Annotated in this window: 5 protein-coding genes; all 5 read right to left on the minus strand. The window is 68.0% G+C overall.

Translation table 11 applies throughout. The features are described from left to right. Nucleotides 1-279: 279 nt before the first annotated feature. Complete coding sequence (locus QLH51_RS11205; RefSeq protein WP_125658969.1) at nt 280-2,574, minus strand: GH92 family glycosyl hydrolase; 2,295 nt, start codon at nt 2,572-2,574, stop codon at nt 280-282. Further along, complete coding sequence (locus tag QLH51_RS11210; protein WP_125658966.1) at nt 2,571-5,156, minus strand: glycoside hydrolase family 3 C-terminal domain-containing protein; 2,586 nt, start codon at nt 5,154-5,156, stop codon at nt 2,571-2,573. Before QLH51_RS11210 ends, QLH51_RS11205 begins: the two co-directional genes overlap by 4 nt. Next, nucleotides 5,153-7,765, minus strand: coding sequence for a beta-mannosidase (locus QLH51_RS11215; protein ID WP_125658963.1), 2,613 nt, complete (start codon nt 7,763-7,765; stop codon nt 5,153-5,155). Before QLH51_RS11215 ends, QLH51_RS11210 begins: the two co-directional genes overlap by 4 nt. Further along, the gene (locus tag QLH51_RS11220) at nt 7,762-10,050 is read right to left on the minus strand and encodes a family 20 glycosylhydrolase (RefSeq protein ID WP_125658960.1); all 2,289 of its coding nucleotides are present in this window, start codon (nt 10,048-10,050) and stop codon (nt 7,762-7,764) included. The genes QLH51_RS11215 and QLH51_RS11220 overlap by 4 nt, the downstream gene beginning before the upstream one ends. 196 nt (nt 10,051-10,246) lie before the next feature. Then, nucleotides 10,247-13,036 (minus strand): TonB-dependent receptor, encoded by a 2,790-nt coding sequence (locus QLH51_RS11225; RefSeq protein ID WP_125658956.1) that lies wholly within the window; start codon nt 13,034-13,036, stop codon nt 10,247-10,249. Between the last annotated feature and the right edge of the window lie 291 nt (nt 13,037-13,327).

Raw genomic sequence — 13,327 nt, forward strand, 5'->3', positions numbered from 1 at the left:
CGCGGGGGTACGATTGCGGTTGGGTCGTCGCCCGTCCCGCCCCTTCGTCATTCCGGCGCAGGCCGGAATCCATCGTGTCGGGGGCTCCCGAATCCTTCGCGGCCGTTTCCCCATCCGTGGATTCCGGCTTTCGCCGGAACGACGCGGCGGACGGGCACGCCGCGCCGCGCTCCTGCAACCGTTCGCGCAGCACCTGCGCTGCCGGGTCGGTGCCGACGACACACGCCGCGTCGAGTGACACCGTCAGCGGCGCGGCGGTGGCGAGGAGCGCGACGACGATCATGCGCGGCCGGGGCGATCCTCTGGCGCGCGGCCGAACGCCTTGTTCGGGGTCGCCGACATTTCGAACACCAGCCGCCCGCCCTTCGCCAGATCGGCATGCGCGATCCAGCTTCTGGTCCATGGCCGTCCGTTCCACGTCACCGACCGGACATAGGGGCGGTCGGGGGCGTTGCCGCGCGCCTCCACCACCAGCTTGCGGCCGCCGCCGACCGCTATCGTCGCGCGGTCGAACAGCGGGGAGCCGAGCACATAGGTCGCGCTGACCGGATCGACCGGATAGAAGCCGAGCGCCGAGAGCAGATACCATGCGCTCATCTGGCCGCAATCGTCGTTGCCGATGATGCCGTCGGGACGGTCGTGGTACATTTCGGTCAGCAGCCGGCGGACCATCGCCTGCGTCTTCCACGGGGCACCGCAGTACGCATACATGTATGCGACGTGGTGGCTCGGTTCGTTGCCGTGCGCGTACTGCCCGACCAGCCCCGAGATATCGGGCGGCGCGTCGGCGGGCAGTTCGGACGAGGCGTTGAACAGCCCGTCCAGCTTCGCCTCGAACGCGGCATCGCCGCCCATCGCCGCGATCAGCCCGTAAATGTCATGCTGGTTGAGGAAGGTCGCCTGCCAGCTGTTGCTCTCGGTATAGTCGCGCCATTTCTTCATATGGCCGATGCCGTTGGGCGCGAAGGGTTCGGCCCAGCTGCCATCGGCCAGCCGCGCGCGGGCGAAGCCCAGCTTCGCGTCGAACACGTTGCGCCAGTTGCCCGAACGCCTGCGCAGCCGCGCCGCGCCGGCAGCATCGCCCGCCGCATCGGCGATGAACGTGCCGGCATAGTCGTCATAGGCATATTCGAGCGTCTTCGACACGCTTTCGAAGATGCGGTCGGCGGGCGCATAGCCCAGTTCGTCATAGACCTGCACCCCGATGCTGTTGTCGAGATTGGGGGTTGTCCAGTCGAACGAGCGCTTGCGCACGCCGGGCCATGCCGCGGCATAGTCGCCGGGCACCCCCTTGGCGCGGGCTTCGGCGAGGACGGGGACCGCGTGCCAGCCGATCATCGTCCCGGTTTCCACCCCCTGCAACGGCCAGACCGGCGGGCCGAACGGGCTCTGCTGCGTCTGGCGGATCAGGTCGCCGACGAACCGGCGGGTCAGGTCGGGGCGGATCAGTGTCTGGAGCGGGTGGAAGGCGCGATAGGTGTCCCACAGCGAATAGGCGCTGTAGGCGGTCTCGCCCTTCGGCACGGTGTGGACCTTGCGGTCCAGCCCGACATAGCGGCCGTCGACGTCGGAGAAGAGCGTCGGGCCGATCGAGGCATGATAGAGCGCGGAGGCGGCGACGGTGCGCTGCTGCGGCGTGCCCCCTTCGAAGCGCATCAGGTCCATCTCGCGCGCCCATGCCGTGCGTGCGGCGCGGGCATAGCGGTCGAAATCCCAGTGCCTCGCCTCGGCGGCGAGGTTCGCCTTCGCGCCGGGCAGGTCGACCGCCGAGATGCCGGTGCGGATGACGATCGGTGCGGCACCGGCGTCGTCGTAATGCAGGACGGCCTTCAGCCGCTTGCCGGTGACGCCGCTGTTGCCGGCGGGTGTGTCGGCGTCGCCGAAGAACTCGACCCGGTCGGGTTTGCGCGACAACTGCATCGCGAAGAAGATGCGGCGCCCCTTGGCCCAGCGGAACACCCGGCGCGTGCCGGTGATGCTGCCATCGGGTTCGAGGGTCAGCGCGGCCTCGTCGATATAGGGGCGCTGGTTCGGCCCTTCGAGCACGAGGTGCGACAGGTCGATCAGGATATGGCCGGTGCCGGCGGGAAAGCGGTGGCGGTGGATGCCGGTGCGGTCGGTGACGGTCAGTTCGGACCGGACCCCGCTTTCGAGGGTGACGGCGTAATAGCCGGGTTCGGCGACCTCTTGGCTGAAGCGCTGGCGATAGCCCTTGTCCGGATCGTCGAGCGGGCCGCCGTCGAGCAGCACCGGCCCGCGTGTCGGCACGACCAGCACGTCGAGCATGTCGCCGATGCCGGTGCCCGACAGGTGCGTGTGGCTGAACCCCAGGATCGACGTGTCGTCCTTGTGATAGCCCGAACAGGTCGCCCACCGCGCGGTGTCGGTGTCGGGCGACAGCTGCACCATCCCGAACGGCATCGTCGCGCCGGGAAAGGTGTGGCCGTCGCCGCCGGTGCCGATGAACAGGTCGGGGCGGGCGGGCGCGGTGGTCGCCGCGCCGACCGGCAGCGCGTCGATGAAGGCGAGCGCGGCGGTGCCGCCCAGCAGCGCGCGGCGGGAAAGGATGGTCATTTCGGCAACTCCTGCGTGCCGGTGATAGTGAAGGCGATTTCCTGTCCGGGGACGCTGCCCGGCTGGCCGCCGCCGACGAACAGGCGATAGGCACCGGGGCGCACCGCCCGCGTGCCGTCGAGCGAGACGGTGCTGAGCATCCGCGGGTCGAGGGTGAAGGTCACCGTCCTGGCCTGTCCGTGTTTCAGCGCCACCCGCTGGAAACCGGCGAGGCTGTGGCGCAGGACGGGGTCGTTCCACGCGCCGATCCTGTTGAGCGCGGGCGGTCCGATCAGATAGGCCTGCGCGACTTCCTCGCCGGCGCGCCTGCCGGTGTTGGTGATGCGCGCGGTGACGGTGAGCGGCTGGCCGGCGGTCAGCGTCGCGGGGGCCTTCGCTTGCGCATAGGCGTAGCTGGTGTAGCTCAGGCCATGGCCGAAGCCCCACAGCGGGGTGCCGTCGAAATAGCGATAGGTGCGGCCCTTCATGTTGTAATCGACGAAGGCGGGCAGGTCGCTCGTCTTCGCATAGAAGGTGACGGGCAGGCGGCCCGAGGGGTTGGCGGTGCCGTCGAGCACATCGGCGATCGCGGTGCCGCCGACCTCGCCCGGATACCAGCCGGCGACGATCGCGTCGGCGTTTCGCGTGGCCCATTCCATCGCGACGGCGCTGCCCGACAGGAGGACGACGACCAGCGGCTTGCCCGATGCCTTGACCGCTTCGAGCAGTTGCTGCTGCACGGCGGGGAGCGCGATGTCGGTGCGGTCGCCGCCCGAGAAGCCGGCGACTTCGAGGCGCAGCGCCTCGCCCTCGACGGCGGGGGAGAGGCCGACGAACGCTATGACGGCGTCTGCCTGTTGCGCGGCGGCGACGGCCTGTGCGCGCTGCGGATCGGCGGGCGCGATCCATGTCAGGCGGATGCTGTCGTCGGTGCTGGCATGGGTCAGGTCGAGGCGGAAGGGTTTGGGCGTCGCGTCGGTGAAGTCGAACACCGCCTCCATCCGTTCGGACTTGCTGTCGTTGGCGGCGCCTTCGACGGCGGCAGTGGTGCCGGTGGCGGTCAGTACGTCACGCCCGTCGACCCACAGCTTCACGCTGTCGCGGCCCGAACATTTGTCCCAGCAGCGGTTGATGTCGATGCGCAGCGTGTAGCGGCCTGGCCCCGGCGGGGTCAGCGTGCCCGACCAGCGCACGCCGTAGCGGTCGACCGGCAGGTTGGCGGCAGGGCTGGTGCGCGCCCAGTTGAAATCGATCGTGCGGTCGGTGCGGGTCAGGACCGGGGTGCCGGTCATCGCCGGATCGGCGAAGAACTCGGCCTTCAGCCCCGCGCCGAACGCGGTTTGCGGCACGACCAGCGGCACGCCGTCGGCCAGCGTCGACCCCTGCGCATAGGATACCGCGAACCGGTCGCTCAGCCCCTTGAGCGGTGTCACCGGATCGGCGGAGGTGCCGTTGTAATTGGCCTCCAGCACGTCGAGGCTGTCGGCATTGGGGCCGACGACCGCGATTTTCGCACCGCGCTTCAGCGGCAGGACGCCATTGTTCTGGAGCAGTACCAGCGACTTGCGCGCCGCCTCCAGCGCCAGCGCGCGGTTGGCGGGGGTGTGGAGCGCGCCGGCGGGAATCGCGTCCCAGCGGCTCTTCGCGCCGAACGCATCGCCCAGCCGCTTGCGGGCCTCGAAGGTGCGGGTGAGCGCGCGGTCGATCACCGCCTGCGTCGTCAGCCCGCGCGCCAGCGCACGCGGCAGCGCCGCGTAAGCCGAGCCGCAATTGAGGTCCATGCCGGCATTGATCGCGGCGGCGGAGCCGGCCGCGTTGTCGAGGGCGTAGCGCTGGTAATGCGCGATGTTGCCGATCGCGTCGCAGTCCGACACGACCAGCCCGTTCCAGCCCCAGTCGCGGCGCAGCCGTTCGTTGTACAGCCAGCCGGCGGCACAGACCGGCACGCCGTGGACGCTGTTATAGGCGCACATTACCGACTGCGCCTTGCCCTCGGTCAGCGCGCGGCGGAAGGCGGGGAGGTAGGTCGCCTCCATGTCATAGGGTGCGGTCTGCACGCTGAACGCGTCGCGGCCCGCCTCCGGCCCGCTATGCGCGACCAGATGTTTCGGCGTGGCGATGACGCGCGGTTGCAGCGGGTCGGGACCTTGCAGCCCGCGGACATAGCCGACCGCCATCGCGCCGGTCAGCACCGGGTCCTCGCCATAGGTTTCCATGCCGCGGCCCCAGCGCGGATCGCGGAAGATGTTGATGTTGGGCGACCAGATCGTCAGCCCCTCGTAGCGCCGCCGGTCCTTGCCCGGCAGCGCGTTGTATTTGGCGCGCGCCTCGGTCGACACGACGGTGCCGATCCGCTCCATCAGCGGTGCGTCCCACGTCGCCGCCAGCCCGATCGCTTGCGGAAACACGGTGGCGACCCCGTTGCGCGCGAGGCCGTGCAGCGCCTCGTTCCAATAGTCGTAGGCCGGCAGCACGTCGCCCTGCGCCGGGGCGGTGCTCTGCAACTGGGCCGCCTTTTCCGCCGGGGTCATCGCCGCGATGGTCGCGGCGATCTGCGGATCGGGCTCGGTGGCACCGGCGAGCAGCGCGAGGAGGATGCTCATTTGCCGGCCCCCAGCGTTTGTAGCCGCAGCGCCTTTTTTAATGCCCCGGCCGACGCCTTGCCCTCGATCGTCACCGTCACGCTTTCGCCGGGCAGCAGGTCGAGGAAATTGTCGGATGCCTGCACGTCGAGCGTACCGAAGCCGATCCACAGCGCGCGGGCGAGGCGTTTGGCGGTGACGGTCAGCGCCGGCTTGCCGTCGACCACAGACCAGCGGGTCGTCAGCTCCGGATCGGGCAGCGCCATCGCCTTTTCGGGCAGCGCCGATACCAGCGCGCGCGACGCGACCTGCCCGTCGACCAGCAGCTCGACCACCGCGACGCTGCGTGCCGGGTCGGCGCCCTTGAACAGATCGGCGTCGGTCAGCGTCGCGACCCTGGTCGCCGACAGCGCGGGCAACTGCACCGCTGCGTCGTGCGCCATCGTCGCGCGGCCGTCGACATCGACCGTCCGCACCCGCCAGCGCGCCGCCACCGGCACGGTGCGATCGGAGATCAGCGACACCTCGGTCGTGCCGTTCTCGCGGCGGCCCGCCGATACCGCCAGCGTCGCGAAGAACCGCCGCGCGGCGAAGTGCAGCGCCTTCCACCGGCCATAATAGTCGATGCTGGACCATGACGCGCCGGGCCACACGTCGTTCAACTGCCAGTAGAGCGTGCCGCTGGTCACCGGGCGGCAGGCGCGATGGTGGAGCGCACCGAGCTGGATGCCGTCGGCCTGCATCACTTGCGACAGGTACACGAAGTCGGCGAAGTCGCGCGGCTCCCGGTAGCGCATGCGGATATAGTCGAGCAGCCGCTGTTGCCCGGCGCCCTTCAGGAATTTCTGGTGCGCGGTCATCACCGGCGAATCGATCGCCAGATCCTTCGCATCGGCGAACTTCGCGATGGTCGCCATGTCGGGCATCGCCTGCAATCCATATTCGGACATGAAGCGCGGGCAACTGTCGAGATAGGCGGTAGCGGGCTTCTTGCCGCCCCATACGTCCCAGTAATGGCGGTCGCCATTGGCGTCCTGATCGGGCTTGCCCTCGTAATTGGCGCTAGGGCTGCCCGGCCAGTAAGGCACGTCGGCGTCGCGGCGTTCGGCGGCGTCGCGCAGCACGCGGTCGAACAGGATCGCCATGCCGACGCCGATGCGTTCCTGTTCGTCGGCGCCGACCCGCTTCTTGAACGCGGTGCGGTCGCTCCAGCCTTCCCAGCCCGACAGCACTTCGTTGTTGCCCGACCACAGCACGATCGAGGGATGCGCCTGCACCCGGTCGACCTGTTCCTCCGCCTCGATCCTCACCGTCTCGCGATAATCGGGATCGTAGGGGGTGATCGCGCCGCCGAACATGAAGTCCGACCAGATCATCAGCCCCAGCCGGTCGGCAGTGTCGAAGAAGCTGTCGGGCAGATACATGCCGCCGCCCCAGATGCGCAGCATGTTCATGTTCGCGCGCCTGGCGTCGGACAGGATCTTCGCCATGTACGTGTCGGTGACGCGCGGGCCGAAGCTGTCGAACGGGATCAGGTTCGCGCCCTTGGCGAACACCGGAATGCCGTTGATGCGGAACAGCATGCCGCGGCCGATCGCGTCCTTTTCGCGGACCAGTTCGACGGTGCGGATGCCGGTCGAGCGCTGCTGCCGATCGACCACTTCCCCGTCCAGCCGGGTTTCGGTGGCGACGGTGTAGAGCGGCTGCGCGCCATAGCCGGCGGGATACCACAGCTTCGGACTGGCGATGGCGACGGGGACGCTGACCCGGTTCTCACCCGGGACCACCGCGACGCTGCGGCTGGCGCGGACGGCGGTGCCGTCGGGACCGGTGACGATCGCATCGACCTGTACCGTCGCGGCGCGATCGGCGACGATGGTGACGTCGGCGGACAGCCGCGCCTCGGCGGGGGTCACCGCCTCCTGCTGCACGCGCAGGATCTCGATGCGGACATCGTCCCACGCATCGACCTTCACCGCGCCATTGGGGCCGACGTTCAGGATGCGGGGACCCCAGTCCCAGCCGTAATGGTATTTGGGCTTGCGGATATAGGGCGAGGTCTGGCGCGCCTCGGGCTCGTCGCCCGCGGTCGAATCATATTCGCCGGGCAGCGGGTTCTCGAGCCCGGCGACCATCGGCTTCAGCACGCCCAGCGGCGATTTGAACGCGATGCGGATGTCGTTCGCGCCGGCCTTCAGCAGCGGTTTCGCATCGGCACGCCAGCGGCGATGGGCATTGTCGGCGGCGAGCAGCTTCGTGCCGTTGACGAACACCTCTGCAAAGGTGTCGAGCCCGTCGAACACGAGGTCGACATGGCCGCGCGCCAGCAGCGCGGGGCTGGCGTTGAGCGTGCCCTTATATTCCCAGTCGCTGCGCCCGACCCACTGGATCGTGGCTTCGTTCAGGCGGAGGAACGGATCGGGCGTCACCTTTGCCGCGATCAGGTCGGTCTGGACATAGCCGGGCACGCTGGCGGGCAGCCAGCGGGCGGCCCTGGGATGGTCCTTCGCGGCGGCGTCACCGGGGGCGAGGCGCACCTGCCACCCCTTGTCGAGCGTCACGGTCTCGCGCGGGGCGGCCCACAGGGCGGCGGGGGCGGCGGCGAGCAGCAGGAACAGGGCAGGCTTCACTTCGCGTCTTCCAGTTGCAGCGTATCGACCGTGTAATAGGGGTCGGATAGCGGGGAGGTGAATTGCAGGCAGACGTCGCTGTCGCCCGGTTGCCGGGCGAAGGTGCCGGTGAAGGTGAACCGGTTGGGCGCGGTGTCCGGGTCGGGCAGCGGGAAGGTCGCGGCGATCGTGCCGGTGCATCCGCCGGTGCGCATCACCAGCTCGCCATGCTGGGTCACCGCGAAATGCCCGCGCAGCGCGCGGAAGTCATGCGCCAGACCGTAATGGCGCGGCAGCCGGGCGACGGTGACCGTGAACGCCTGCGCCACGTCGAGCGGCATCCTGGGCGCCTGGGTACAGGTGTCGAAGGTGTTGACGTTGTACGCCGGCGCGTCGCCGACCTGTCCCGACACCAGCGGCACGCGCAGGCCGAGCGCCCCCTTGGGACACGCCACGACATCCGCCGATCCGGTGGCGCGCAGCAGCGCCGGCCGCGTCGCGTCGAACGCGCGCGGGGTGGCAAGGGCGTGGCCGTCCTTCGCGAAGGCGGCGGCGGTCACGACCTGCCCCGGCTTGAGCGCGATCGGCGCGGCATAGGCGCGCGAACGGGGCGTCGGCCGGCTGCCGTCGGTGGTGTAGCGGATCGTGCCTGCGCCGGTCTGCGTCGTCAGCGTGAGCTTCGACGACTTGCCCCGCAGCACGTCGCCCTTCGTGCCCGAAAGCGCATAGGTGACGGCGAAGGCGCTGTCTGCCGCGGCGATCCCCTGTCGCTGATAGCGCAGCATCTGCGGCTGGAGGCGTTCGACGAACCCCTTCCAGTCGCGCTTGTCGCGCGGGCTCCATGTGAACTCCGCGATGGCCGACAGGCGCGGGAAGGTGGCGTGTTCCTTCTGCTTCGCCGTCGCCAGATATTCGGACCAGCCATTGCCCTGCGCGCCCAGCACATGCGCCGCGGCCTCCGCCGTCACGCCGGGGCGGACGGGTTCATAGCCATAGACCATTTCCAGCGTCTGGAAGGTGATGCGCCCCGGCGGCTCGTCGGGCGCCGACGACTGCAGGCTGTCGAGATACAGGTTCGGCGCGGGTGACATGACCACGTCATGCCCCTTGTTCGCCGCTTCCACCGCGCCCGCCTCGCCGCGCCACGACATGACGGTCGCGCTGGTCGGGACGTCGCCCTCGAGGATTTCGTCCCAGCCGATCAGGCGGCGGTTCCGCGATGCCAGATGCTTGCCCAGTTCGGAGATCATCCAGCCCTGCAACTGGTTCTCGGTCTTGAGGCCCAGCGCCTTCATCTGCGCCTGGACTTGCGGAGAGCGCTGCCACTGGTCCTTCACCGCCTCGTCGCCGCCGACATGGATGAACTGTGACGGGAAGATGTCGATCAGCTCGTCCAGCACGTTCTTGATGAAGGTCATGCTGCGTGGGCTAGGGGAGAAGAGCCACGGATTGACCCCCCAGTCATGGCCGACCGGCGGGCGGTCGCCCAGCACGCCGACTTCCTCCGGATAGGCCGCGACCGCTGCCTGCGCGTGGCCGGGCATGTCGATTTCGGGGACGATGGTGATGCCGCGCTGGGCGGCATAGGCGACGAGCTTGCGCAACTCGTCCTGCGTGTAGAAGCCGCCGGCCTTCGGCCCCGGTCCGCCGCCGGCCACCGCCTGTTCGCGGAAACCGCCGATCTCGGTCAGCTTCGGGTAGCGCTTGATCTCGACGCGCCATCCCTGATCGTCGGTCAGGTGGAGGTGCAGCGTGTTCAGCTTCTGCGCGGCCATCGTGTCGATGACCGGGTAGAGCGTGTCGATCGGCTGGAACGAGCGCGTGACGTCGACCATCAGCCCGCGCCAGCGGAAGCGCGGCGCGTCGTCGATCGTCGTCGCGGCGACGCGCACCGGCCGGCCGAACTTCGCGTCGGGGCTGAGCAGCTGCGCCAGCGTCATCGCCCCCCACACCAGCCCGCGGTCGCCGCTGGCGGCGATGACGATGCCTGTCGGCGTGACGGTCAGGCGATAGGCTTCGTCGCCGGCGATGGCGGCGTCGCGCATGAAGGCGATCGGGCCCGTCGGCGCGGTGGTCAGCGTCAGCCCGCGATCGGTCTTCACCCGCTCGGCCAGCAGGCGCGCGGCGGCGGTGGCGCCTGCGTCTCCCGTGGCGGCGACGATCCCCGCACCATCGGCGATGGTGATCGATCCCGCCGCCGGCGTCATCTGCGCGGGCAGGGGCAGGAGCGGTGCGGTCTGTGCGGCGGCCGGTGCGACGATGGCCGTAGCGGCAGCCAGTGCTGCCCAGGTCAGACGATGCTTCACGCGATACTCCCCTGTTCGACCGGCCGGTGCGACCGTGTCGTATACGTTTACTGGCCCGAACGAAAAACGGCCCCGGCAATGCCGGGGCCGGACACGGCGCAGCCACGGGCCGCCGGTACGCCGTGTCGGGGAAGCCCGCGCGTGCGGCGACCATCCGTCCGGATGGCCCCCGCGCCCGTGGCTTCCCCTGTCGGCATCAGAGCCGGAAGGCGACGCTGGCCGCGAAGGTACGACCGTTCTTGTAGAAGGCGGTCGGGCGATCGCGGGTCGCGTTATACTGGTAGTAGGTCTCGTCGAGCAGATTCTGCGCGTTGACCGTCAGCGCGATCTTGGGCGTCACGTTGACCGACGCCGACAGATCGAGCTGGCTGTACGGTGCCACCATCTCGCGCGAATTCAGGCGGCCGATCGTGCGGAAATAGCTCGAGCGGTAGTTGTAGCTGAGCCGCGTCTGGAAAATCCCGCTTTCGAAATACGGGATGACGTTGACGGTGTGCTTCGACAGGTACGGCAGGTTCAGTTCGGCACCGGTCGTGTCGACCGACGAGGTCGAGCTTTCTTGGTACGAATAGTTCGCCTGGATACCGAAGCCGCCCCAGATTTCGCTCTGGGCCGAGATCAGCGCACCGTTCACCGTCGCCTTGCCGCCGTTGATCGGCTGGTTGACGTTGTAGGTCGTCAGCCGGTTCTGCAGCGAATTGAAGAACACCTGGTTGGTGCGGGTGTTGATGATGTAGTTGCTGATTTCGCGACGGAACAGTTCGCCCGCGACCAGCGATCCGGGGCGCGGATACCATTCGGCGGTCAGTTCGTAGTTGGTCGATTCATACGGCTTCAGGTTCGGGTTGCCGCCGCCGCCGTCGAGCGTGATGTCGTTCAGCGAGGTCGCCGCCGCGAGATCCTGATAGCGCGGACGCGAGATCACCTTGGCCACCGCGCCGCGCACGATGAACTGCGGCGAGAAGGAATAGGCGATGTTCACGCTCGGCAGGAACTTCAGATAGTCCGTGGCGGTCGTGGTCGGCACCGGCTGCGGATTGACCGTATTGCTCAGCGTCGTGGCGTAGTTGGACACGTCCTGCGTGTAGACGAGGCGACCGCCGATGTTCCCGCGCCAGCCGTCCTGGTCGAAATTCGCTTGGATGTACGACGCCGAGACGGTTTCCTTCACCCGTGTCGAGGCGCCGATCTTGTTGACCAGCGGGCTGTTGATCGCGCCCGCCAGAATGTCGATCACCGCCTGTTCGGACAGGTTCAGATACTTGGTCGCGTTGCCGCTGCCGCCGCTGCCCGAGAAGGTGCCGTCGGGGGTCGAGGTCGTGTCGACGCCCAGCTGCGATCCGAGACGCGAGCTGGTCAGATAGGTGTTGATGCCGCGGGCATCGACCCGGTTGACGTGTTCGGTCACGCGGGCGCCGAGCATGATCTCGGTAAAGCCGCCGAACGAGACCGGGATCGTCGCATCGAAACCGCCGAACACGTCGCGGTCGGTGGTCACGCTGTAGTCGAGCCCGCCGATCTGCGCAGCGACGAGTTGCGCACCGCTGGCGGTCAGGACCGGGCGGCCTTCGATCTGGGCGGGGTTGTTGTTCGGGTTGGTGAAGTAATTGGCCGGGTTGGTCAGGTCGCCGACGAAGTTCACCTCGGCCGAGGTCGGGGTGAAGGAATAGCTGAAGGGCAGGCGGGTCTGCACGTTGAACAGATATTCGGGGTTGCGACCACCGGTCGCCTTCGACCAGCCGCCGGCGAACGACACCTTGGCGCCGCCATCGCCTTCCCAGTCGGCGAACAGGTTGATGTTGTCGGTCTTGAGCGAGGTGCGGCGGACCAGCGTGTCGAGCTGTGCGCTCTGGTTCGGCGCTGCGCCGAAGCTGGCGGCGGTGACGACGCCGTTGTTGAGCGTCGCCGATTGCAGCACGCTGCCGGTCCAGGCGACGGGGATGGTGTACATCGACTGGCTGTAGTTGTTGTACTGGCCGTCGATGTGCAGGCCGTTGAGCGAGAAGGTCAGATTCTCGACCGGGCGGAACTGCACCGTGCCCGACACGCTGGCGCGCTCGCGGGTCTGCTGGAAATAGGCGTAGTTGATGCCGAACGGCGCGACCGCGTTGATCAGGTCGTTCTTCGTGCCGCCGGTGATCGTCGCCGCCTGGTTCAGCAGAATGCCCTGACCCGACGCATCGCGACGGACGCTGCCGTCGTCGTTCTTCTGGAAGAAGTCGGCACCGCTCTGATAGCCGAAGAACTCGACGCCCGCACGGGTCAGGTTCTGCTTGTCGTAGGTCGCGGCGACGAGGACGCCGAACGTCTCGGCATCGTTCTTCCAGCTGTACAGGCCCGATCCGCGGATATTCCCCTTGTCGGCGCGGTCGTTGTACGAATAGCCGCCCGAGGCGAACACCGAATGGGCGGCGAGGTCGAGCGGACGGCGGGTGCGCACGATCACGGTGCCGCCGAGGCTGCCTTCCTCGATGCGGGGTTCGGGCGACTTGTACACTTCGAGGCGGTCGACCAGCTCGGGCGCCAGCAGCGAATAGTTGAAGGTACGGCTGGACGGATCGTTGTCGTTGCCGCCCCAGTCGGCCGAGGCGAGCGCGTGGCCGTCGAGCAGCATGCGGTTGAGCGCCGGGTCGGTGCCGAGGATCGCGACCTTCTCACCTTCGCCGAAGCGGCGGTCGATCGAGACGCCGGGGATATGCGAGAGCGATTCGGCGACGTTGCGGTCGGGGAATTTGCCGATGTCTTCGGCCGAGATGACGTCGACGACGGCGTTCGCCTGCCGCTTCACGTTGATGGCGTTGCGCAGCGAACCGCGGATGCCGGTCACGACGATGCTGTCATCCGATCCGGCAGGTTCGGCCTGGTCGGCATTCTCGGCATTGGCCGAGGACGGCGGCGTGGCGGTGGGCGCTTCCTGCGCGAACGCCGGCGCGGCGATCGCGACCAGCGCGGTGGAGGCTAGATAAGCGAAACGCGGAAATGCCATGGACCCTACCCCTTACTCTCGGGCGCGAAATGCGCCTCCCCAATGTTGCCGCGACGGGCGAGACGACATGCGTCCAGCATTGGTGCCATATAGGCACCATGCAGGCTCGTTCTGGTCGAATACAATGTGACCAATCCTCATCATAAAATCTACATAAAAATGAAAAGAGAATGCACTGGTGAGAAATTAATGCGAAATCGAACGCAAAACGAAGGAAGTATATAGTTTGGGCGGGGTCAATTATAATATAAATGCGCCGTCTACGATATCTCGTCGGATCATCTGGTTCCG

Origin of the sequence: Sphingomonas sp. 2R-10, from assembly GCF_030062225.1 — a bacterium.
Taxonomy (GTDB): Bacteria; Pseudomonadota; Alphaproteobacteria; order Sphingomonadales; family Sphingomonadaceae; genus Sphingomonas.

Bases quoted from the DNA above. Each gene is read 5' to 3' on its own strand.
- QLH51_RS11225 (WP_125658956.1), bottom strand. From the start codon at position 13,036: ATGGCATTTCCGCGTTTCGCTTATCTAGCCTCCACCGCGCTGGTCGCG.
- QLH51_RS11210 (WP_125658966.1), bottom strand. From the start codon at position 5,156: ATGAGCATCCTCCTCGCGCTGCTCGCCGGTGCCACCGAGCCCGATCCG.
- QLH51_RS11205 (WP_125658969.1), bottom strand. From the start codon at position 2,574: ATGACCATCCTTTCCCGCCGCGCGCTGCTGGGCGGCACCGCCGCGCTC.